This window comes from Ignavibacteriota bacterium (assembly GCA_016707525.1).
GTDB lineage: Bacteria > Bacteroidota > Ignavibacteria > UBA10030 > UBA6906 > JAGDMK01.
In genome coordinates this window covers 64,487-86,231 of the sequence record JADJHP010000017.1, presented here as the reverse complement: position 1 = coordinate 86,231, position 21,745 = coordinate 64,487, and the positions used below count along the sequence as shown (strand labels likewise).

Genomic DNA, 21,745 nt, shown 5'->3' with positions numbered 1-21,745 from the left:
TCCCGGGCGTGGCCGGGAGCACCACCGGAATATCGACAGAAATCAGGAGAAAGTCAGGTAGGAAATGCTGTTTCAATTGTGGAATGATCTGCAGGTGCCCGATACGCGACGTATGGTGCTGGCAGGTCGTCCCCGAATACGGTATCATCTACGAAACCCTGAATGCCGTTCCTTCTCACCATATGGAGCCTTCTCATGCGAGCGACCACGTTCTCCGCCGTGTTCCTGCTTCTCGTTTCCGTCTCCGGAGTGTGTCCGGCCCAACAACAGAAGGGGGATGTTGAACTGCAATTGCAGGGCTCCTACTTCACGACCTTTGCCACGGATGTGTCGGTCAACGTCGGCACGATCGCAGGGAAGTTCGCCCCCTTCATCACGGACAATATTCAGATCGGCATTGGCCCCACCCTCACCATCACCACCGCCACCGTCACCACAGTGGCACCCCTGACAGGTCGGACGGAGCAGAAGAGCAATACAACACTGACCTTTGGCAGTACGGTATTCGTCACATACTCATTTCTCATGAAAGATGCGCGGGCGGTGCCGTATGTGGGGGCGTCCTTCTACAAGGTGGATTTCAAGAATCCTGCGGAACGTGGATGGGTGGGGGTGAATGGCGGGATGCGCTATTACCTGACACGGCGGACAGCCTTGGATGTCAGCGCAAGCTATTTAAAGACACTGACGGAGGAGAAACGGGGAAGCATGCTCCTGTTCTCGTTCGGCCTGAGCTTCCTCGTGTAGACTCCAGGCGTCCGTCCGGGGCCCGGCCGGCGGGTTGTACCCGGGGTCGGGGCTCGCGACGTCAGGTGATCGTGATGGTGATGGCGGGGCCAGCGTCCATCACTGGCTCAAACGGCTGAGAAGTCTTCCTTCACGCCTCATGGCGTAGAGTATCCTTCGCACGCTCTTGTGCCAGTGGGGTACACGGGCGATCCGGCCGGAGCAGCACCGGTCGTCGGCATCGAGGAACATGCGGCGTTCCACCATGGTGTAGATGTCAGCGATCGGTACCCATTGGTGGCGGGGTAAATGTTGTGCGAGTGTGTCGCGGAGTATGGTATCCTGCGTCATGGACGTTGTTTCCCTTCTCCTGTGTCCCTGCGTTTTTGTGCATCACTCTTTCGTGTCCGGACCACATCACTCACGATCTTCCGGAATCGTTTGCCATTGAGAGGGTGAGGGGCGAATTCATCGTTGCCTGCCGACCGGCGGAGCGCCTCGTGAAACTCTCCGATCGATGTCGGGTTCAGGATAAAGCTACGGACGTTCTTTCGCACGTCGTCGAGTTTGGAGGTCGGCGGGTCGGGCAGTGTGAGACGTGTACGGGGCCGTTGCGTTCGCCGTTCGGGCATGAAGCGTACTACCTTTCTGGGTTCTCCGGTCGAATGACCGGGGACAAAAAAACCCCGGTCGTTGAGCGACCGGGGTTGTGTGGCCTGGGGGGCCGGGGCGATTATGCCCGTGTCACGCCGGTGGCCTGCAGACCCTTCGGTCCGCGCACCACCTCGAACTGGACGCTGTCACCCTCGTTGAGGGTCTTGTAGCCGTCGCCGACGATCTCTTTGAAATGCACAAAGATATCCTCGCCGGTTTCGCGTGAGATAAATCCGAAGCCTTTGGCTCCGTTGAACCATTTGACTGTTCCTTTTTCCATGGAACACGTCCTTTCAAGTAATGTACATCCGCAGCCGGCGGACACGGTCATCCACAATCAGAAGTGTGCCTACAAACGAAAAAACGCAACCCTGTCTTTACTGACCATGGTAGCGTTCTCTGCCGAAAGCCGCGGATTTGACTGCCGGGTCCTTGCGAACCCCACGCCGATGATACGGCGTCAGTGAAAACCACACAACGATCACAAATGATCAATGAGTAAGTATACAATTTCCGGCGGCCAATAGCGAGAAATAAATGGACTATTTTGGGTGTGACCAACCCTGGAGGATCTAGCTCCATTTTCATCCTTTTGATGGATGCGGTCATCATGCACGTCGGCGTAGATTTGTGCAAGAGATGAGTACCCTGTGTATGCACACTGTCCGGCGATCCGTGGGAGGCCCCCGATGAACATCCTTCTCGTCTGTCCCGAATATCCCGATACGTTCTGGTCCTTCAAGCACGCCCTCTCGTTCATTTCGCGCAAGGTGGGGCAGCCGCCTCTCGGGTTGCTGACGGTTGCGGCACTGCTCCCGCCGGAGTGGACGAAGAAGCTTGTCGATCTCAATTGTGCACCCCTCGACGAGCGGGATCTCCACCGGGCGGACTACGTCTTTCTCGGGGGGATGTCCGTGCAGGCAGATTCCGCACGTGCCGTGATCGCGCGCTGCAATGCTGCCGGTGTTCCCGTCGTGGCTGGGGGGCCGCTCTTCACGGCGCGGCATGCCGAGTTCACGGGTGTTGCGCATTTCGTTCTGAATGAAGCCGAGATCACCCTCCCGATGTTCCTGGAAGATCTGCGGCGCGGTACGCCGCAAGCGTGCTATACGACGGCCGCATGGGCCGATCTGTCCACGACCCCGCTTCCGATGTGGGAGTTGATCGACCTGGAGAACTATGCCACGATGAATGTCCAGTACTCACGCGGCTGCCCGTATGATTGTGAGTTCTGTGACATCACCGTCCTCTACGGACGCCGGCCACGCACGAAGTCCGCGGAACAGGTGATCGCAGAACTGGAGGCCGTCTATGCAACGGGCTGGCGCGGCCACGTGTTCTTCGTGGATGACAACTTCATCGGGAACAGGGACAAACTGAAGCAGGAGGTCCTGCCGGCGCTGATCGCGTGGATGGAGGGTCATGGGTATCCGTTCTCGCTCGGGACCGAAGCCTCGCTCAACCTCGCCGATGATGATGAGTTGCTGCAGATGGTGGCAAGGGCGGGATTCGAAGAAGTGTTCGTCGGGATCGAAACCCCGAATCCCGGCAGTCTGGATGAATGCAAGAAGACCCCGAACAGGGGGCGCGACATGATCGCGAGCGTGAAGGTGCTCCAGAAGGCCGGGTTGCAGGTGCAGGGGGGATTCATCGTCGGGTTCGACAATGACCCCCCGGCGATCTTCGATGCACTGATCCAGTTCATCAGGGAGAGCGGCATCGTGGTAGCGATGGTCGGGCTGCTGAACGCACCGATCAACTCGAGGCTGCATGCACGGTTGAAGAAGGAGAAGCGCCTGCTGGATGTGTTCACCGGGAACAATACGGATTTCTCGATGAACTTCTCACCGCGGATGGAACGGGCGGTCCTCCTGGAAGGATACCGGCGGATACTGGCCACCGTCTACTCGCCCCGGGAATACTATCGCAGGGTCACGGAGTTCCTGCAGACCCACGAACCGCAACAATTGCACCGGGCCCCGATCGGGTTCGTGCAACTCGCTGCTGTTGTCAAGTCAATGATCCTGCTCGGCATGGTGGGGAGGGAGCGGGCGCAGTACTGGCAATTGTTCTTCTGGTCGCTGTTCCGCCGTCCGCGACTGTTCTCCACGGCGATCACCCTGGCCATCTACGGATCGCATTTCCGGCGGGTGTTCGAACAGCACTTCTCATGAAGGGGGTATGTGCCAGCGGCCGGCCGTGAGGTGGGGCCGGCCGAGCCCCGGGGGGGGAGGGGCTAGGGCAGAGTGATAGCAGTGATATCCGCTATCCGGCGCAGGCGCGACATCATCTCCGAGCGTTCCTTTCCGAAATGCTCAAAGGTTCCCGCGATCTTTTCCATCCATATACCGATCTGTGCTTCCTTCCGTGCGTCCACGACAGGGACCTCGCGAGCTGCGTTGGCCAGTTGGCCCTCGTCGATCCCGTGTGTTGCCGCGAGCAAACGGATGCGTTCCTTCTCTTCTGTGCTGTCGGGAGCCGATGCATAGAACTGTCCCGCCACGAACATCGCCACGAGCGTGTCGCCTATCTCGACGCGGGCCCGGGCATAATGCAGCCCGGCGTGGCACGTGACGAAGCGGGGTTTCACTTCCGGTTGCGTTGCCAGCTTCCGCCATGAGGCGATGCACGCCTCCTTCCCGGACTCCGAGCCCAGGATCAACGAGCAGAAAGCGCAGGGGCTGCTGAGTCGTGTGAGGGGAGTCCCGTCAGGTGCGGTGGTGAGTGAGCTGACCTGCGTGATGTCGGCAAAGACGTCCTGGATGGGCTGGATGCAGTTGATCGGGAGGACCTGGTGCGATACCCCCGGCTTTTCCTGGTCGTCCGGTCGAACGCCTGAAAGCAGGGCGTCGACGGCATCCTTGGGAAAACGCCACTGGTTGCCCACTTTTACCCCCTTGAGACGACCATCCGTGAGCATCCGGTAGATAGTGGTCCTGTCGATCTTCAGGAGATCTTGAAGCTGCTTAGCGGTTAGGAGGTCAGCCATATTGCATCAGATACCATTGTTTGCTATATTATACTATAGCAATATACTGCAGTAAGTACAAGCTGTCAAGTTCATTTCCTTGGATCTTATCCCCCTGTTTACTTCACGACTGGAGTCACCATGAAGCGCCTTGGGACCATTCTCCTGGTTTCTCTGCTTGCGGCAACGGCTTTTGCAACGAACGGAACACGTATTGTCGGCTTCAATGCCAAGACCATTGGCCGGGGAGGCACCACGATTGGCTTGTTCGACAGTCCGATGCTGATGATGACCAATCCGGCGGGGATATCCTTCCTCAGCGGATCCTCGATCGATGCGAACTTCTCGCTGATGGTTCCGTCCCTGAAGTTCACGAATATACTCAACTCCGAGGTGGAAGGAAAGACGAACTACTTCCCGATGCCTGGCCTCGCGTACGCGCATCAGTCTCCCGACGCTCCTCTTGCCTGGGGAGTTGGTGTCTTCACGCAGGGAGGGATGGGAGCGGACTTTTCGCTCAAGCACCAGCTCTTCCCGACAGCACAGGAGTATCATTCGAAGCTTGCCGTCATGCAGGGTGGCCCCAGCATCGCCTACAAGCTGACGCCCCAGTTGTCCATCGGCGTCTCCGCGCATCTGGTGTACAGTCAGCTCGAATTCAAAATGCCCTACAGCCTTCAGCCCTCGATCATGCAGGGCATTCCGAACGGTGTACCCGCGGGGATGACCTTCGGGGCACTCTTCTCGGCGCCGCCGGCGATGGGTGGGTTTGGGTATTCCGAAGTGACCGCGTTGGCCGACATGAGCGATCTCACCGGATTCAGTTTCGGGGGGAAGATCGGGATGGCGTACAATCTCAACGACGACCTCTCCATCGGCGTGTCCTACACACTGCCGACCAGTGTGACGTACAAAGGCGGCAAGGCATCGATGGACATGACCGCACAGATGAATGATGCGTTCGGCCGCGCGATGCAGGGTTACATGGCAGCCAATCCGACGGCCACCCAGCAGCAGGCACAGGCAGCGGTGATGGCGCAGTTCGGCGGCATGGGGATCGACATGACGAAAGGTGTTGTGGCGGCCTACGACCTCAATGTGACGTTGAAGTTCCCGCAATCGATCGGCGCGGGGTTCTCATGGAAGCTGGCGCCACAGTTACGCATTTCCGCGGAGGCCGAGTGGATCAACTGGGCCAGCGCCTTCGACAATATGACGCTGTCGATGTCCAATGGGAACAACGTCAACATCAACCGCATGCTCGGGAACAGCGGCAGCTTCGAGATCCTCTTCCCCATGCAATGGAAGGATTCCTACAATGTGCGCTTCGGTGGCGAGTATGACCTGTCGCGCATGTTCACGGTGCGTGCCGGCTATTCGTACGGCTCGAACCCTGTGCCTCAGGAAACCATCTTTCCGGTCTTCCCTGCGATCGTGGAGAACCACCTCATGGCCGGCGCAAGCGTGAACATCGCGGGCCCGCTGAGCGTACACGTCGCCTATGAAATGGCGCTGAACAAGAAGCAGACCGCGGCGGCGGCGAGTCAGATCGCGCAAGAGTACAACGGCAGCACGAGTGAACTGGGAGAGAACCTCTTCCATATCTCCCTGTCGTGGATGCTGCACTAACACGAGCGCACCCGACCGTCCTTTCCTTTGCTCCCCGGCCGTGACCCCGGTCCGGCCGGGGGACAGGGGAGACCCCGGGTGCAGTGCCTGGTACTGTCCGAACACATGAAAGCGTTACGATGAAAAAGATCGTCCTCATTCTGGCATTTCTTGGTCTCGCCATCCTCCTTGCCGTCGGCTCGTTGTCGCGGAAGGAATCAGAGGCCACGACCCTGATGACACTCAAGCAGCGGTACGCGAAGAAGCCGGTCCCTTCTGTGAACCATGCGCTGTTCCCGTCTCTCCAGGAGGTCTTTTCCTCTCCGCAGCAGGTCACGGCGGCGTGCATCGCCTGCCACAATCAGCGCCATACGGAAGTCATGGAGTCGAATCACTGGAACTGGGAACGGGAAGAGTACATCGCCGGCCGGGGCGTCGTCTACCTCGGCAAGAAGAACGCCATCAACAATTTCTGCATCGGAACGCGCGGCAACGAGCAGAGCTGTGCAAAGTGTCATATCGGCTATGGCATGGATGCGCGGGGGAAGGTCTTCACGGACTCCACCAACATCGACTGCCTTGTCTGTCACGACAATACGGAGACGTACGCGAAGGCCCCCGAGAAAGGAGGCGCGCCGGAGCCCACGTTGGACCTGAGGGCGATCGCGGAGCATATCGGCAGGCCCCGCAGGGCGAATTGCGGTGTGTGCCACTTCTTCGGGGGAGGTGGGAACAACGTCAAACATGGCGACCTGGAGATGTCGATGTTCGAGCCGGCGGCGGCCACCGACATCCATATGGGAACGGATGGGATGAACATGGTCTGTGTGGATTGTCACCAGACCGAAAAGCATGTCATAGCCGGCAAACTCTATTCGCTGGCGTCCACGAATCAACATCGTGCCACGTGCGAACAGTGTCATACCGAGACACCGCACGCGGATGAGATCCTGAACGAACACACGCTCAAGGTGGCATGTCAGAGTTGTCACATCCCGACCTATGCGAAGGACAATGCAACAAAGATGTTCTGGGACTGGTCGACGGCCGGGCGCCTCAAGGCTGGCCAGCCCTTCGTCGAAGAAGACAGCATGGGCAATCACGCGTACATGTCGATCAAGGGGAGCTTTCAATGGGCCAAAAATGTCACGCCCGAGTATGCCTGGTTCAACGGCACCGCATCGCACTATCTGTTGGGGGACAGGGTCGATGATACCACGCGGGCCCTCGTCCTGAACCAGTTGCACGGGTCGTATGCGGATGTGTCGTCCAAGATCATTCCCGTGAAGATCCACCGGGCCCGGCAGCCATTCGATCCGGTCAACCGGATCCTCATCCAGCCGAAGCTGTATGCCGACAAGCAGGGAGAGGGGGCGTTCTGGAAGGACTTCGACTGGTCCACTGCAGCGACAGCCGGCATGAAGGATGTCGGCTTGCCCTTCAGCGGCAAGATCTCATTCATCACGACTTCGATGTACTGGCCGGTGAACCATATGGTCTCATCGAAGCAGGAGACCGTTCCTTGCGCCGAGTGCCACGCGCGCACGAACGGCAGACTCGCATCCCTGACGGATTTCTACATGCCCGGCCGGGACTATTCGGATCTGGTGGAGACCGGGGGCATTTGGCTTCTGATCCTCACCCTGGCAGGGGTCGTGGTCCACGGCTCCATTCGAATGGTTCTGGCACTCAGGGCACACAGGAGGAGGTGCACAATGAGCACACGATCGGTGGTGGTCTACAAGGCATTTGAACGGTTCTGGCACTGGCTGCAGGCGGTCCTGATCTTCTTCCTGGGATTCACCGGGTTCGAGATCCATGGGGCCTACACGTTCTTCGGATTCCGGGATGCGGTCCGGTACCACAACGTTGCAGCGATCATGCTCCTCCTGCTGATCGTGTTCGCCATCTTCTGGCACCTGACGACGGGTGAGTGGCGGCAATATGTGCCGAGTCTCAAGAACATCCGCTCCCAGCTCAACTACTATCTGTTCGGGATCTTCCGGAATGCACCGCATCCAACGAGGAAGACGGTGCTCAGTAAACTGAATCCGCTCCAGAAGATCACGTACTTCGGGTTGAAGGTGCTTGTCATCCCCATCATCGTCACTTCGGGGCTGCTGTACATGCTGTACCGCTATCCCCAGCAGTACGGGATCGCAGCGCTGAACATCGAGTCGCTGGAGGTCATTGCGATCGCGCACACCATCGGCGCATTCCTCCTGCTCTCCTTTGTGGTCGGACATCTGTACCTCATTACCACGGGCGAGACCGCGACCTCCAATTTGAAAGCAATGCTGACGGGTGTCGAAGATCTTGCAGACCATACCGCCGGACCGGACGCAACGCCGCACACCACTGGAACGGTGATCTCAGAGGAGAACGTGTCATGAAACCGAGACCATATATGAATCCGTATCTGGCGGGGGCCCTGTTGGGCCTGCTGCTGACCGCTACCATCTACATCACGGGACGCGGGCTGGGGGCAAGCGGAGCATTCAAGAGCGCTGTGGTGGCGGGTGTCGGGACCGTCGCTCCTGCGCATACCGCGTCGACGACATTCTATAAAGAGTACACCGGCGACCACGCGGGGAATCCCCTCATGAACTGGCTGGTGTTCGAGGTGGTGGGCGTCGTGATCGGGGCATTCGTCTCCGGCGTGATCTCCGATCGCATGGACCTGAAGCTCGAGTTCGGCCCCCGGTCGACCGCAAAGGTCAGGATCGCGGGTGCACTCGGCGGAGGGTTGCTCTGGGGCATCGGTTCCCAGCTGGGACGCGGGTGTACGAGCGGAGCGGCCTTGAGCGGGATGGCGGTCATGTCGACGGGGGGCATCATCACCATGCTGGCGATCTTTGCCGGGGCGTATATCTTTGCATATTTCTTCCGAAAACTCTGGATCTAAGGAGAGACGACCATGGGACCACTGGTTCCGGAGATCATCGGCAATGATCTGAATTTCATCGTTGCACTTGTCATCGGCATAGCATTCGGCGCGATCCTCGAGCAGGCCGGGTTCTCCACCTCGCGGAAGCTCGTCGGACTCTTTTACGGGTACGACTTCACCGTGCTCCGGGTCTTCTTCACGGCAGGGGTCGTCGCCATGATGGGCGTCATGGGGCTGGAGCATTTCGGATTGTTGGATATCAACCTCGTGTATGTGAACCCGACGTTCCTCTGGTCGGCCATCATTGGCGGACTCATCATGGGGCTCGGTTTCGTCGTCGGGGGCTTCTGTCCGGGAACAAGTGTCTGTGCCGCCGCGATCGGGAAGGTCGATGCTATGATCTTCATCGGCGGTGCCGTGCTGGGAGTGTTCGTGTTCGCTGAAGGGTATCCTGTTTTCGAAGGACTCTACAAGGCCACCAACTGGGGGAGTCCGCGGATGTTCGAGACCCTTGGTATGCCCCAGCATCTCTTTGCGTTCCTTCTGGCCATCGTTGCACTCGGTGCCTTTGTCGTCGTCTCCATCGTCGAGAATCGGGTGAACGGCATTGACACAAAGCCGATCCGGATGACCCGGTACTATGTGGGGCTTGCCTCTATCGGGTTGCTGGTTGCTCTCTCCGCGTTCATCTTCCCGGAGCGCAAAGCAGCCCTCCAGGAGATGGTCAAGGATGAGGAGCTTGTCCGTTCCTACCCTCTGGACACCATGGCGGTCGATGAACTGGCATACCGGCTCATCCACGAGGACGCTGCGCTGCAGGTGATCGACTTCCGGCCTGCGGATGCATTTGCACGATTCAGTCTGCCGGGGTCGACCTCGTTCACCATCGACAATCTGTTCGAGAAAGAACCGAACCAGGCCCTGACCCTGAGGGGCAAGACGAACGTCGTGGTCACCGAAGACGAACCCACGGCGCGGCGGATCGCGATCATGGCGACCGAGCTCGGGTATACGAACCTCCGTGTGTTGAGGGGAGGGCTTGATGCTTTTCGCAGCAAGTTCCTTGACGTCGCAGTGCATCCCGCGTCCGCCTCTTCGGGTGCGGAGCATACCACGCGCTTTGAGGAACATGCCCGAAGAGTGCTGCCAGAGCTGATCCGGAAGAGGACCTCCAGCGGACCGGTAAAAAAGACCCAGAAGCGTGTGCTGGGCGGTTGCTGACATACGACAGTACTCCTGCTGATCGTTGAGATCTCACGTGATCCTGCCGGCCCCGGGACCTCTCCCGGGGCCGCATTTCCTTTCCCCGTAAGGGATTAACTACTCTTTCATCCCTTCAGCCGATTCAAGCCACCTGGCCTTCCGGTATACTGTATCACGTCCAATAGGCCCGACCCCCCCATGGGGATCCCGGGAACGTCCATGTCGATGATTGGCGCGTGCATGAAAGGAACGTGTTGATGAACTGGGATCGGATCGAGGGAGAATGGAAGCAACGGAGGGGAAAGGCCGTTCATCAATGGGGGAAAATGATGAATGACGAGCTCGCGGCCATTGCGGGAAAATACGAAGAACTCGTTGGAAAACTTCAGGAGAAGTACGGCATCGCCAACGACAGATCGAAGACGCAGCTGGATGACTTCAAGAAACTCGTGATCCAGCTGAAGAAGTCCAATGCCAAGCTTATGGTCCTGCAGTCCCGCCTCAACCTGATCCAGTCGTCACCATCCCGGGCCCGGACTGCCGCCGCCACAGGCGCAAAACGCCGCCGGCCGGCGGCAAAACGCACGTCAGCCCGGTGAGGAGCTGACACCGCGCATTGTCGGCGCTGCAAAGATGAGAAATTTGTATCGACCCTGATGGACACCCCGTCCTGACCGGTCAACAAAGCACGCAAGTTCCAGGAGGGCCGCATGACAACAACACTGATACCACGCACAGGGTCGGCATTCATTGCCCCTGACATCCGCATCGAGCGTATGAATACAGACAAAACAAGGAAGGTGACCGGGTCTGATAAGGAATACCAGATCTTCCTGGATCTGTCCGGTACGCCTGCCCCCGAATGGAGGACCCTCTTCTTTCACGAATGGAAGAAGATCGGATCCTTGCACCATACGGAGCTTGATGGACCCTTTCTCATCGTGCATTGTCCGCTGCACGAGATGACCCCGACCGAACTCGCGAATCTGGAAAAGGCTGCTGCCACCGCCAACGAAGCGTACCACCGCTTTGCGCAGATCGAAGTGACAGAGGTGACACGCCGTGAGGAGGAATGGAAAGCGGAGCGGAAGACCGTTGAGGCTGTCGCCACCTCCCTGCACTTCGGGTAGCAGGGTCGCGCGTGGATGCCGATGAGACGTACTATGGTGCGCACCCCGGCCCGCACGTAGACAAAGATTCTGAATGATTTGATCATCACATAAGGAAACCCCCATGTTCTTTCTCCTCTCTATCGTTATATCAGTGATCGCCTTCATCGTCTGGGTGAACGCGTCACGGAAAGTTCGTCAGAATGACCTGAGCTTCCGGCCCGTTGCGCGGATCAGCATCCTCGGCGCGGCGGTATTCGGGATCCTCGCGGTCCTCCAGTGTTTCACCCAGATCCCCGCCGGCCACGTCGGCGTCGTGGATTTCTTCGGCGTCGTTTCAGACCAGACCCTGCGTGCAGGCATCAGTCCGGTGAATCCGCTGGCGAATGTGATAAAATACTCGATCCAGACGCAGGAGCACAAGGAGGCCATGCAGGTGCTCTCTCGCGAAGGTCTGACGATCGGACTCGAGGTGAGTGCCTTGTACAGACTGAATCCGGATTCTGCAGCCCGGGTGTACAAGACCGTCGCCGGCGGCGACTACCAGACCATAATTCTGATACCGCAATTCCGGTCCATCTGCCGGGCCGTGACAGCGAGCTTTCAGGCCAGTGCACTCTATTCGACGGAGCGTGAACGACTGGGTCTCTCGATCCAGGAGGAGCTGGCCCGGACGGTCGCCCCCCGCGGGGTCACGATCGAGAATACACCGATCCGGAATGTTGCACTTCCGACCCAGCTGACGGAAGCTATCGAGCAGAAACAGCGGGCCGACCAGGAGAGTCAGAGGATGGAGTTCATCCTGACGAAGGAGAAGCAGGAAGCGGACCGGAAGCGCATCGAGGCGAAGGGGATCGCGGATTTCCAGACGATCGTTGCCGCGGGGATCAGCGAACAGCTCCTGCGCTGGAAGGGGATCGAGGCAACGGAGAAGATCGCGCAGTCACCGAACACCAAAGTGATCATTGTCGGTGCAGGCAGGGATGGATTGCCGATCATACTGGATACAAAGTAGGGTATCCCGGGCACGGGAACCGAACGGGGAGGACAGCATGGTAGATGCACTTCGCACATGGGCACCACAGGTGCAGGATGTACCGGAATTGGATGCGGTATTCGCGGGCTGGCAGGAAACCGGGTCGGGGGACACGTTCGCGCTGTATACGATCGTTGCGCACGCCAACCCCTTCCGCGGATCGACAGTGTCCGCAAGCACATTGCGAAAGATGCATCTTCGCGTCCCTGAGACCCCGCCACATGCAAACGAAGTGTCAGACGATCCTTCGTCGGGCAGTTGCGGAGGATGTCCTGTTGAGACGCAGTGCATCGGGCCCTACCGGAGCAGAACAGGATGCAGTGCTTTTCCCGTGGTCGAGAGACGGGGTGCTGTGCAACGCAGAGAGGACGATCATGAGCACATCGGATCCACATCCACACCCTGACACGAGCGACCACCACCGCAGGGGGAGCACTCCGGCGGTCAAGGAGCCCAGCGAGCCCCGTGACGAACAGGGGAGATCGCTCCCGCCTCACATGCACACCGGACCCATCGACATCCCGGTGCTCCACGCCCCACGCCGTCCGAGGTCGAAGCGGCTCCTGACCGTTGATGTCGCACAGAGACCGTTGGATCCCGTGGTCCCCTCCTCTGGCAGGAGTGATCCGGCTCCGGGGTTGTCGAAGGGTGTCTTCGAATAAGGAATGCAGAGTATGCGTAATGGGACCGTCCTCCCTCTCAGACTGATCATGCTTGTCGCTTGTATGCTCTGTGGTGTCCGCGGATCGTTTGGTCAGGACCACGGGATCGGGCTCGGGGTGATCATCGGTGAACCGACAGGCCTCAGTGCGAAGGTCTGGATCTCTCCGGTGCATGCGCTGGATTTTGGTCTCGGCTGGTCCATCGGCAGCAGCTGGGTGGGCAAGCCCCGTGGACACGATGATCGCGGCCGCCGCGTACACTATCATATGGATCACCTCTGGCATTCGTTCACCGCGATCCATTCCAATCAACGGTTCCCGCTGTATTACGGGATCGGCGCACGGCTGAACGCAGGTGCGGGGTATGATGAATCCATCGCTCTGCGGGGGGTGATCGGTATCGTCTGGTTGCCGGTCGACACCGTGGCGGATTTCTTTCTCGAGATCGCGCCATCGTTCGAACTCCTCCCTGCATCGGCGTTCAGTCTGGACGCCGGCCTCGGGGTCCGGTACTACTTCTAGCCCACTGAAGCGCCCATCGGGGCAGGCAGTGCCGTGTCGTTCCGGTGGGGGGCATGATCGGTAACGTGAGAGGAGATCATCAGTGCCGAAGAGCGAACCCGGTGTACAGCCGGATCTGTTGCCACCGGCAGATCTGGCCCGATACATCGATACCCTGGACGAACAACTCTTCAAGCATAGCCCGGTCGGACCATGAAGTACAAGGATTACTATGCGGTTCTCGGCGTGGCACGGACCGCAACTCCGGCGGAGATCAAAAAGGCCTATCGCGCACTTGCCAAGGAGCATCACCCCGACAGAAGCAACGGGGGCAAAGGTGGTGAGGACCGGTTCAAAGAGATCAATGAGGCCAATGAGGTCCTCAGTGATCCCGTGAAGCGGCAGAAGTACGATCAATTCGGGGTGGATTGGAAGCGTTTTGAGGAGGGCGGATCACAGCCCGGAGGATTTGACTGGTCGAAGTATGCCGCCGGAGGCACCGGTCAACAGCGTACGGCAGACACCGGTGCCTTCGATCACGGCTTCGTGGATGGAGATGTTGGTGATCTGTTCGAGTTACTGTTTGGGCAGCACACCGGGGAGCGCCGGAAACGGCGGAGCAGCGCGCGCAAAGGCGGGGATCTTGAGACAGAGACGGTCCTCTCCCTGGAGGAAGCGTACCATGGATCAACCCGTCTCATTTCACTGGACGGTCAGACGATCAGGGTGACGATCAGTCCCGGTATCGCTGACCAGCAGGTGTTGAGGCTGGGGGGAAAAGGTGGACCCGGGACGAGTGGGGGCCCGCGAGGCGATCTCTATCTTTCGGTCAGGATCGCGCACCATCCGACATTTCGTCGGGAGGGCGATGACCTGCATGCTGTTCTGGCTGTTCCCCTCTACGATGCCGTGCTCGGAGGAAAGACACAGATGCACACGCTGAAAGGGAGCATCGCCGTCACCCTGGCCAGGGGGACGGTCAATGGCAAGGTGTTGCGGCTTCGTGGGCTCGGCATGCCTCATTACGGCAAGAAGAGCCGCTTCGGCGACCTGCTTGCGACCACTGAGGTGACGTTGCCCACACAGTTGACGGAGTTGGAGCTTGGGCTCTTCGGTCAACTGGCCGCTCTGCGGAAGTAGCATTGCGTCATCGCTACCGATGTGACCACGATCGCCACACAGAGAGGGCTGTATGACGGGAGCTACCATGGACAAAAAAAGGGTCTTTGAATCCCGCACTCTGGGACATATGGGCCACTTGCGCCGGTACGGCGTGCATCTGACGGGGAATACGGCAGATGCTGATGATCTTGTGCAAGAAACATACTTGAAGGCATTCAGGCACTGGGAAACGTGCGACCCGGAGACGAATGTCCGCGCCTGGCTCTTTCGCATCCTGAAGAACTCTTTCATCAACATGTACCGGAAGGACGCCAGGAAGGGCATTTCCCTTGAATACGTGGAGGGGGTAGGCCCTCATGGGATCGGGCACCCGGGTGCGACCTGTTCGCCGATCCAGGATCCCGTCTTCTCTCACCTGTTGGATGATGATGTGGTCGGGGCTCTCTCGGCACTTCCGGACAATTGCAGGACCGTTCTGATCATGTGCGATATTGAGGGAATGCCGTATGACGAGATCGCTGAGTTTCTGGATTGCCCTCTTGGCACCGTCCGATCCCGTCTCCACCGTGCCCGAAAGTCGCTCCGTGTGGCACTTGCCCGCCGTGCATCGGGACGCGGCTACGGAGCGGCGAATGGGGTCGCGATGGCCGCTGCACGGTGCGCCGTAGGGGAGTAGTGATCACCGTCCAGGATCCGTCCGGCGTGAGGCTGCCCGCATGCGGTGCTGATGCACATCGAACGTGTTCACGCCCGGTTCACCGTGTGGTCTGTTGTCCTTTACCGCGAAACCTGCTATCTTAATGACAGTGGTCGTCGGCTCAAAATCCACGCTCGGACACCCCAAGAGTCGATGGTACCGTATGAAGAAGCTGAGGATCCTGCTCATCGAGGACAACCGCATCCTGCGCGATGGCATCAAAGCCATGATCAACAAGCAGGCGGACCTCAGGGTCGTCGCAGCAACCGGGGGGAATCATGATACTCTCCTGCAGGTGCGGACGTCCAAGCCCCATGTCGTACTCATCGATCTCGGATTGCGCAACGAGAACGGCGTACATGTGGTCACCATTCTGACGAAGGAACTGCCGCAGGTCAAGGTGATCGGGATGGGACTCATCCCCTCGCAGCAGGATATCGTGGAGTTCGTCGAAGCCGGCGCTGCAGGGTTCATCCTCAAGGATGCGACCGTGGCAGATGTCCTGGACACCATCCGTTCCGTCGCGCGCGGCGCAAAGGTCCTCCCACCTCTCCTGACAGGCTCCTTGTTCACTCATGTGGTGAATCATGCTCTCACAAGAGGCAAGAGATCACTTGCGAGCGCGGTGCGCATGACGAAACGCGAGCGTGAAGTGATCGTCCTCATTGCGGAAGGGCTGAGCAACAAGGAGATCGCGAGCAGATTGAACCTGTCGACGTATACGGTGAAGAGCCACATACACAATATCCTCGAAAAGATGGCGCTGCATAGCCGGCTGGAGATCGCCGCACATACATACGAGAACAAGGACCAGTCGTAGCGTTCGCTGCATCGTTCAACGTTCCCATCGCCGTTCTGCCTCCGCTTCCCTCTGATCGCCCCCGGTCCTTCCTCCTTTGGGGAATTAACCCCCGTTTCATCCTTCCGCCCGATTCATCCTTGCCCGGTTTCCGGCACACTGTATCCATCCCCCTGCGACCGTCGTGCGCGGGATGAGCCGGAGAGATCCGGATCCCGGCACGATGGTGATGACCGAACAGCCCGTGGTCGTGCAGATGTGGAGACGGGCGTGGAGCGGCAGCGTGAGCACATCGACAGCACAAGACAGAAGGTGGTGGCCGGGGGCGAGGACCGTCGGGCGCACGGGAGCGGTCGTTGCTGCCGTGCTCGCTTTCGGCGTCGCCGCTCTGGTCCTGTTCATTGACCCCATTGTGAACAGCATGGTCAAACCCCGACTTGTGCGGGCTTTCGCCGAGGCATATCCACAATACGAACTCCAGCCTGGCACCCTCACGATCGGGATCATCAGCAACCGTGTGGAATGCGATTCCCTCGTCGTTGCCTCGCGGGACACATCGTGGTCGGCCCGCGGTGGCCCCATTGCCGTGAGTGGTATGGATTGGTGGTCGTTGATCTGGCATCGGGAGATCACGTCCGCGCACCTTGCCGCTGTGGTCATCGAGATACGGCAGGGCACGCTGGTGCTTCCGGGATCGGACTACGAAGTCCAGTATGATTCCCTCCGGGTATCGGTGGCCGACTCGACCTTCTCCATCTCTTCGTTGTCGATGCTCCCCTCGCATGAGGATGAACTGTTCTTCGCATCGAGTCCCTTCAGGAGGACCCGGCTGCGGATGGCTGTGCCACGCATTGAAGCGTCCGGCGTCGCATGGCTCGCTCCTCTCAACGGGGGATCATACGGTGCCCGATCCATCCGATGCCAGGATCCGACCTTCGATATCCTGCTCAACAAAGAAAAGCCCTTCTTCAAAGATCCCGTGGGCCCCATGATGCCATCGGAACTCCTCTCCTCGACCGGGAACGATGTGCGGATCGACAGCCTGGTAGTGACGAACGGACAGTTGCGCTACGGTGAGAGGTCCGGCGTTCGGCAACAACCCGGCGTGATCTCGTTGGACAGTGTGCAGATCGGGGTGGAGCGTGTCGTGACTACCGCAGACCCTGCTGACACCGTGTTTGTCCGGGCCAGTGGCCGCTTCATGAACGCCGGGGAGATGACCGTTGCGATGGTGATACCGATCGGCTCTCCGGGGCTTTCGTACAGGTTCTCCGGTTCGCTGAGAAGGATGGGGCTCCAATCATTGAACGCCTTCCTCGAACGCGCGGAGCATGTACGCATCACCGGAGGCGTCTTGCATGATGCGACCTTTGCGATCACTGTCAGCGGGGGACGTGCCCGTGGGAGCGTGCGGGCGTACTACCGGGATCTCGCCATTGCGATGATCGATGGGAGGACCGGAAGCGCAGAGGGGATCGTGAATAGGATCGCATCGTTCATCGGTAACAAGATCACGATGCGGGGGACCAACATGCCGGATGGGTCCGGTGCCGCGGCGATCGGGGCTGTCCGATACGATCACCGGAAGGGCGAAACGTTCATCGAGTTCTCGTGGTTTGCGCTGCGCAGTGGGGTGGGCGATGTTGTTGGTTTCTGAATTCAGAGAGGTGTGATCCCGATGGCAGGTGTCCTGATGTCGCATGTGGGCTCGCGTCCCATTTTCCTTGCTGCTGCTCTGGTGGTGATCCTCTGGGGGATCAATCAGGCGCAGTATGTCCTGGTGCTCCTGCTCGTCTCTGTGTTCCTGGCCATCCTGGGCACGGTACCATTGCGCTGGATGGAACGCCACCGGGTTCCCTCCGTGCTGGCCGTTGGGGTCGTGATGGTCGTTATGCTGGCATTCCTCGTGGTGCTGGGAGGTGTTGTCGGCGCATCTCTGACGAATTTCTACGATGCCTTGCCCGCGTACCGGATCAGGATGCACGACCTGGTCCTGTCACTCAAACACGTGTCGAAGGCGCATGGTGTTGTGATCACCGATGAGACCCTCCTGCGGTCTCTCAACCCTGCCGGAGTGATGGACCTGACCGCCTCTCTCCTGTCATCGCTGGGTTCAGCCCTGTCCAACGTTCTGCTCATCCTCTTCACGGTCCTGTTCATCCTGCTTGAAGCATCGAGTTTCCCGATCAAACTGCGGTCGATCCTGGAGCAGCCGCATGCCGTGTTTCCGGGGGTGACCCGGTTCGTCGGCCAGATCAAACGCTACATGGTCATCAAGACCCTGATCAATCTCGTGGCCGGCGTGTTAACGACACTCTGGCTTCTGATCCTGGGGGTGGATTTCCCGGTGCTCTGGGGGTTCCTGGCGTTCCTGTTCCACTATGTGCCCAACGTCGGTTCGATCGTTGCAGCTGTTCCCGCGATGCTGCTCGCGCTCGTGCAATTCGGACCGGGGTCGGCAGCATTGACGGCGGGCGGATACATTGCCATCGGGGCGATCCTTGGCAACGTGATCGAACCCCGGATCATGGGGCGCCGGCTCGGGTTGTCCACGCTTGTCGTCTTCCTTTCCCTGGTATTCTGGGGCACGTTGCTCGGGGTCGTTGGCGCGCTGCTCTGTGTACCATTGACCATGACGCTGAAACTCGCATGTGAGTCCAGGCAGGATACACAGTGGATCGCTGTGCTGCTCGGGTCGGAAGTGGTGCCCCACGAATCCCCCGGGCAGCGGGGGTAATGGAACTCCGGGCAGCGGCCACACGACGTTGTGGAGCACTGCAGGGCACCGGCTGCATGCGATCGCAAAGGATTAGCTACACGTTCATCCCTTCGACCTATTGGGTTCGACGGGATCTTTCGGTAGACTCATACAACGCACTGCGGGTCTCACCGTGAGCCCCGAACGAAAAGATGAATCGCATTGCTACACAAAGGAGAACACCATGCGAAATCTACATTTGGCTGTCTGGGGAAGCACCATAGTACTCGGCATCGCGATGGTCGGGTGTGGGAGCAGTCCGACGCTGAATAAGGAAGCTCCGACATCGGCGATACGTGCCGCGGAGGAAGCAGGGGCATCCGCCGTACCCACGGCGTCCCTGTATCTGCAGCTTGCAAAGGAACAGCTCGTGAAGGCGCAGGAACTGGCGGCCGCGGGGGAACAGGCTCAGGCCGAGTCGATGCTCCTGCGTGCGGAAGCCGATGCCGAAGTGGCCGTTGCACTGTCACGGGGGGATGCTGACAAGAAGGAAGCTGCACAAGCGATCGAGCGGGTCCAGCAACTCCGCAAAGCCAATCAATTACCTCCGGAAAGAAAATAGATCATGAAAATCATCGGAACGATGGTCGTCATATTCACGCTGCTGGGCCTTGCTGGATGTGCGGCAACAGCACCGCCGTCAGAGCTCGTTTTTGCCCGCGCGGCATATCAGCGTGTCAGCACTGGTCAGGCCCAGCAATTGGTGCCGGCAGAAGTGCACAAGGCCCGGCAGGCCCTGGTCCTTGCCGAAGAATCATTCAAAGATGAACCGAAATCCTTCATGACCCGGGATCTCGCCTACATCGCGGGCCGGAAGGCCCATCTTGCGGATGCGTTGGCCGTTACCGCAGCCGGTAATGCTGCCACCGCTGCTGCAAAGACCTCTCTGGAGGCAACACAGGCGGAGATCGCCAAGACCGCGCAATCGAATCTTGCGGCCTCGGAACAGGAGAACAAGGAAAAGTCGGATCAGCTGGCCATTGAGCAGACCGCACGTCGTGAGGCAGAAGTGCGGGCAGCAGTAGCGCAGGCCGATCTTGTCAAGCTTGCCGGGGCAAAGGAAGATGCGCGTGGCCTTGTGCTGACCCTTTCGGGCAGCGTGCTGTTCGCATCGAACCGGGCGGAACTTCTGCCGGCAGCGCGGGAGCGGTTGAATCAGGTGTCCACGGCCCTCCTGGCGACGAAGGACAGAAGGCTTACGGTGGAAGGGTTCACGGATTCGCAGGGATCCGCCGAACATAATATGGACCTCTCGCAGAGGCGTGCAGATGCGGTACGGTCCTATATCATCTCCCGCGGATACGCCGGCAATCTGGTGATCGCTTCGGGTATGGGCGAAACGCGGCCCGTCGCGGACAACGCCAGCAGCGAAGGGCGTGCGAACAACCGCCGGGTCGAGATCATCGTTGACCGACCCGTCGTGCAGAGGTAGACGTTGAGCACTATCCTCACAGCGCAGGCAGGGTCCGGATATGGTCCGGACCCTGTGTGAGGATCGGGATCTGCGGGACACTTCCTGATCAAGAGAGATGGGTATGGATGCAACGGTACTCTTCAAAGGTCTGATCATCGGATTCGCAATGGCGGTGCCTATCGGGCCGCTCGGCGCACTGTGCATCCGCAAGACCCTCGCTGAAGGGCGTGCCCGGGGCATGGTCATTGGTCTCGGCGCCGCCACTGCCGACGCGTTGTATGGCGGCATAGCGGCCTTTGGATTGACGTTTGTGCAGGATGTGATCGATAGCCACGCGTTCTGGGTTCGTTTGATCGGTGCTCTGTTGCTTCTGCTTCTTGGCCTCAGGACACTGCGGGCGAAACGGGCGGATCCACTGAAGTTCTTCGACTCGCGGGGAAGATGGAGCATCTACGTGTCATCGTTCCTGATCGCACTGACCAACCCTCTTACCATCTTCGCCTTTCTCGCTGTCTTTGCGACATTCGGACTCGCTCACGACCGGGGGAGCGCTGAAGCAATCCTTGTGGTGCTTGGCATCTTCACGGGTTCAGCACTCTGGTTTGTGACCCTGGGTGCCGTAGCGACGATGTTCCAAAGCAGGGTCACCTCGGGCGGTCTGCGTTGGGTCAATCGGGTCGCGGGTGCATTGATCATTGTGTCGGGTATTGTTCTTTTTGCGGGTGCGATCTGACAAACGCAGTGGTCCCGTGGGGAGTGTATATACAACAGGAGGCATCAGTGACCGGAAACGTGGGGTTGTGGATCGATCACCGACATGCAGTGATCGTGAGAGGGATCTGTACAAGAAGATCGGATAGATCATGAAGATCGGACAGAGGACATTGACCATGGACAAACTCACCATCAAAGGCAATTGGAACGAGATGGCCGGGAAACTCAAGCAGCAGTTCGCCGGACTGACGGATGATGATGTACTGTTTCTGGATGGCAAGGAAGAAGAGCTCCTGGGGAGGCTGCAGAAGAAGCTCGGGAAGACGAAGGAAGAAGTGCGCGGGTTGATCGCAAAGCTGTGAGGCGGGGTCGGGCCGTAGCATGTGCCGTGTGAACATCGTGGTTGAAGTCTACAGATGCCGCCGTCCCATTTATGGAAAGGTACCGCAATGAAAGTTCGCAACGTTGTCGCCGTAACCATCATGATGTCCCTTCTCGGGCTGTCGGCCCATGCCGATGGGAAAGGGGACCTCCAGCAATACCTCAAGGATACCGCCCACAGAGTGAAGAGCACGAATGTGGCGGCTGAAAAGCGTGCGATACTCACCGGCTCCATGGGCACCATGTCCCGGGTCCTGGATATTCTTCATGAATCACCGACCCTCTCGAGTGCCGATGCGATCGGGATCGAACGCCTCAGGACCTCGCTGCTCGACAAACAGCACCAGCTCTCCGGCACCAACGGCTATGAAGCAGTCCCGGATGCGCGGCTCAATGCGTTCGCAGAGTACATCGTGCAGGACACCGAACAGGCCGACCAGGTCATCACCATCAGCCTTGTCACGCTGCTGGTTGGCATCATTGTGTTGATCCTCCTGCTCAGGTAA

At 59.1% G+C, this 21,745-nt stretch carries 23 protein-coding genes; 20 read left to right on the top strand and 3 right to left on the bottom strand.

Features of this window, described 5'->3' with window-relative positions:
- Positions 1-195 precede the first annotated feature (195 nt).
- Complete coding sequence (locus tag IPI01_20325; protein ID MBK7260102.1) at positions 196-747, top strand: hypothetical protein; 552 nt, start codon at positions 196-198, stop codon at positions 745-747.
- 99 nt (positions 748-846) lie between these two features.
- Here IPI01_20325 and IPI01_20320 read toward each other — a convergent pair whose 3' ends face one another.
- The gene (locus tag IPI01_20320; GenBank protein MBK7260101.1) at positions 847-1,077 is read right to left on the bottom strand and encodes a hypothetical protein; all 231 of its coding nucleotides are present in this window, start codon (positions 1,075-1,077) and stop codon (positions 847-849) included.
- Between the two features lie 382 nt (positions 1,078-1,459).
- Complete coding sequence (locus IPI01_20315) at positions 1,460-1,660, bottom strand: cold-shock protein (GenBank protein ID MBK7260100.1); 201 nt, start codon at positions 1,658-1,660, stop codon at positions 1,460-1,462.
- 409 nt (positions 1,661-2,069) lie between these two features.
- Between IPI01_20315 and IPI01_20310 the strand changes: the two genes are divergently transcribed.
- Positions 2,070-3,554 (top strand): B12-binding domain-containing radical SAM protein, encoded by a 1,485-nt coding sequence (locus tag IPI01_20310; GenBank protein ID MBK7260099.1) that lies wholly within the window; start codon positions 2,070-2,072, stop codon positions 3,552-3,554.
- A 62-nt stretch (positions 3,555-3,616) separates the two neighbouring features.
- Here the strand turns inward: IPI01_20310 and IPI01_20305 are convergent, their stop codons facing one another.
- A complete protein-coding gene (locus IPI01_20305) occupies positions 3,617-4,369 on the bottom strand; it encodes a PocR ligand-binding domain-containing protein (protein MBK7260098.1) in 753 nt (250 codons plus the stop codon).
- 120 nt (positions 4,370-4,489) lie between these two features.
- Between IPI01_20305 and IPI01_20300 the strand changes: the two genes are divergently transcribed.
- From IPI01_20300 to IPI01_20215, 18 genes are all read left to right on the top strand, one after another.
- Positions 4,490-5,977, top strand: coding sequence for an outer membrane protein transport protein (locus IPI01_20300; protein ID MBK7260097.1), 1,488 nt, complete (start codon positions 4,490-4,492; stop codon positions 5,975-5,977).
- A gap of 119 nt (positions 5,978-6,096) precedes the next feature.
- The gene (locus IPI01_20295; protein ID MBK7260096.1) at positions 6,097-8,349 is read left to right on the top strand and encodes a tetrathionate reductase family octaheme c-type cytochrome; all 2,253 of its coding nucleotides are present in this window, start codon (positions 6,097-6,099) and stop codon (positions 8,347-8,349) included.
- Entirely contained in the window at positions 8,346-8,861 is a 516-nt protein-coding gene (locus tag IPI01_20290; GenBank protein ID MBK7260095.1) for a YeeE/YedE family protein, read from the top strand. Before IPI01_20295 ends, IPI01_20290 begins: the two co-directional genes overlap by 4 nt.
- 12 nt (positions 8,862-8,873) lie before the next feature.
- Positions 8,874-10,064 (top strand): YeeE/YedE family protein, encoded by a 1,191-nt coding sequence (locus tag IPI01_20285; GenBank protein ID MBK7260094.1) that lies wholly within the window; start codon positions 8,874-8,876, stop codon positions 10,062-10,064.
- A gap of 239 nt (positions 10,065-10,303) precedes the next feature.
- Complete coding sequence (locus IPI01_20280) at positions 10,304-10,645, top strand: CsbD family protein (GenBank protein ID MBK7260093.1); 342 nt, start codon at positions 10,304-10,306, stop codon at positions 10,643-10,645.
- A 111-nt stretch (positions 10,646-10,756) separates the two neighbouring features.
- On the top strand, positions 10,757-11,176 hold the full coding sequence (locus tag IPI01_20275; GenBank protein ID MBK7260092.1) for a hypothetical protein: 420 nt from the start codon (positions 10,757-10,759) through the stop codon (positions 11,174-11,176).
- Between the two features lie 103 nt (positions 11,177-11,279).
- The gene (locus IPI01_20270; GenBank protein ID MBK7260091.1) at positions 11,280-12,170 is read left to right on the top strand and encodes a prohibitin family protein; all 891 of its coding nucleotides are present in this window, start codon (positions 11,280-11,282) and stop codon (positions 12,168-12,170) included.
- 695 nt (positions 12,171-12,865) lie between these two features.
- Positions 12,866-13,375 (top strand): hypothetical protein, encoded by a 510-nt coding sequence (locus IPI01_20265; GenBank protein ID MBK7260090.1) that lies wholly within the window; start codon positions 12,866-12,868, stop codon positions 13,373-13,375.
- Between the two features lie 192 nt (positions 13,376-13,567).
- Positions 13,568-14,494, top strand: a complete 927-nt coding sequence (locus IPI01_20260; GenBank protein MBK7260089.1) for a DnaJ domain-containing protein — start codon at positions 13,568-13,570, stop codon at positions 14,492-14,494.
- 67 nt (positions 14,495-14,561) lie between these two features.
- Positions 14,562-15,152, top strand: coding sequence for a sigma-70 family RNA polymerase sigma factor (locus tag IPI01_20255; GenBank protein ID MBK7260088.1), 591 nt, complete (start codon positions 14,562-14,564; stop codon positions 15,150-15,152).
- A gap of 184 nt (positions 15,153-15,336) precedes the next feature.
- Positions 15,337-15,993, top strand: coding sequence for a response regulator transcription factor (locus IPI01_20250; protein ID MBK7260087.1), 657 nt, complete (start codon positions 15,337-15,339; stop codon positions 15,991-15,993).
- 202 nt (positions 15,994-16,195) lie between these two features.
- Complete coding sequence (locus IPI01_20245) at positions 16,196-17,629, top strand: hypothetical protein (protein MBK7260086.1); 1,434 nt, start codon at positions 16,196-16,198, stop codon at positions 17,627-17,629.
- A gap of 21 nt (positions 17,630-17,650) precedes the next feature.
- Positions 17,651-18,709: an AI-2E family transporter gene (locus IPI01_20240; protein ID MBK7260085.1), complete on the top strand. Its 1,059-nt coding sequence runs from the start codon at positions 17,651-17,653 to the stop codon at positions 18,707-18,709.
- Between the two features lie 205 nt (positions 18,710-18,914).
- On the top strand, positions 18,915-19,292 hold the full coding sequence (locus IPI01_20235; GenBank protein ID MBK7260084.1) for a DUF4398 domain-containing protein: 378 nt from the start codon (positions 18,915-18,917) through the stop codon (positions 19,290-19,292).
- 3 nt (positions 19,293-19,295) lie between these two features.
- A complete protein-coding gene (locus tag IPI01_20230; GenBank protein ID MBK7260083.1) occupies positions 19,296-20,162 on the top strand; it encodes a DUF4398 and OmpA-like domain-containing protein in 867 nt (288 codons plus the stop codon).
- A gap of 103 nt (positions 20,163-20,265) precedes the next feature.
- Complete coding sequence (locus IPI01_20225) at positions 20,266-20,877, top strand: LysE family transporter (protein MBK7260082.1); 612 nt, start codon at positions 20,266-20,268, stop codon at positions 20,875-20,877.
- 157 nt (positions 20,878-21,034) lie between these two features.
- Positions 21,035-21,220 (top strand): CsbD family protein, encoded by a 186-nt coding sequence (locus IPI01_20220; GenBank protein ID MBK7260081.1) that lies wholly within the window; start codon positions 21,035-21,037, stop codon positions 21,218-21,220.
- 87 nt (positions 21,221-21,307) lie between these two features.
- Positions 21,308-21,745 (top strand): hypothetical protein, encoded by a 438-nt coding sequence (locus IPI01_20215; GenBank protein MBK7260080.1) that lies wholly within the window; start codon positions 21,308-21,310, stop codon positions 21,743-21,745.

Coding starts and splice junctions, on each gene's coding strand:
- IPI01_20215 (MBK7260080.1), top strand. CDS start 21,308: ATGAAAGTTCGCAACGTTGTCGCCGTAACCATCATGATGTCCCTTCTC.
- IPI01_20245 (MBK7260086.1), top strand. CDS start 16,196: ATGGTGATGACCGAACAGCCCGTGGTCGTGCAGATGTGGAGACGGGCG.
- IPI01_20325 (MBK7260102.1), top strand. CDS start 196: ATGCGAGCGACCACGTTCTCCGCCGTGTTCCTGCTTCTCGTTTCCGTC.
- IPI01_20310 (MBK7260099.1), top strand. CDS start 2,070: ATGAACATCCTTCTCGTCTGTCCCGAATATCCCGATACGTTCTGGTCC.
- IPI01_20225 (MBK7260082.1), top strand. CDS start 20,266: ATGGATGCAACGGTACTCTTCAAAGGTCTGATCATCGGATTCGCAATG.
- IPI01_20295 (MBK7260096.1), top strand. CDS start 6,097: ATGAAAAAGATCGTCCTCATTCTGGCATTTCTTGGTCTCGCCATCCTC.
- IPI01_20315 (MBK7260100.1), bottom strand. CDS start 1,660: ATGGAAAAAGGAACAGTCAAATGGTTCAACGGAGCCAAAGGCTTCGGA.
- IPI01_20280 (MBK7260093.1), top strand. CDS start 10,304: ATGAACTGGGATCGGATCGAGGGAGAATGGAAGCAACGGAGGGGAAAG.
- IPI01_20265 (MBK7260090.1), top strand. CDS start 12,866: ATGCGTAATGGGACCGTCCTCCCTCTCAGACTGATCATGCTTGTCGCT.
- IPI01_20305 (MBK7260098.1), bottom strand. CDS start 4,369: ATGGCTGACCTCCTAACCGCTAAGCAGCTTCAAGATCTCCTGAAGATC.
- IPI01_20230 (MBK7260083.1), top strand. CDS start 19,296: ATGAAAATCATCGGAACGATGGTCGTCATATTCACGCTGCTGGGCCTT.
- IPI01_20275 (MBK7260092.1), top strand. CDS start 10,757: ATGACAACAACACTGATACCACGCACAGGGTCGGCATTCATTGCCCCT.
- IPI01_20320 (MBK7260101.1), bottom strand. CDS start 1,077: ATGACGCAGGATACCATACTCCGCGACACACTCGCACAACATTTACCC.
- IPI01_20260 (MBK7260089.1), top strand. CDS start 13,568: ATGAAGTACAAGGATTACTATGCGGTTCTCGGCGTGGCACGGACCGCA.
- IPI01_20300 (MBK7260097.1), top strand. CDS start 4,490: ATGAAGCGCCTTGGGACCATTCTCCTGGTTTCTCTGCTTGCGGCAACG.
- IPI01_20270 (MBK7260091.1), top strand. CDS start 11,280: ATGTTCTTTCTCCTCTCTATCGTTATATCAGTGATCGCCTTCATCGTC.
- IPI01_20235 (MBK7260084.1), top strand. CDS start 18,915: ATGCGAAATCTACATTTGGCTGTCTGGGGAAGCACCATAGTACTCGGC.
- IPI01_20285 (MBK7260094.1), top strand. CDS start 8,874: ATGGGACCACTGGTTCCGGAGATCATCGGCAATGATCTGAATTTCATC.
- IPI01_20250 (MBK7260087.1), top strand. CDS start 15,337: ATGAAGAAGCTGAGGATCCTGCTCATCGAGGACAACCGCATCCTGCGC.
- IPI01_20220 (MBK7260081.1), top strand. CDS start 21,035: ATGGACAAACTCACCATCAAAGGCAATTGGAACGAGATGGCCGGGAAA.
- IPI01_20240 (MBK7260085.1), top strand. CDS start 17,651: ATGGCAGGTGTCCTGATGTCGCATGTGGGCTCGCGTCCCATTTTCCTT.
- IPI01_20290 (MBK7260095.1), top strand. CDS start 8,346: ATGAAACCGAGACCATATATGAATCCGTATCTGGCGGGGGCCCTGTTG.
- IPI01_20255 (MBK7260088.1), top strand. CDS start 14,562: ATGGACAAAAAAAGGGTCTTTGAATCCCGCACTCTGGGACATATGGGC.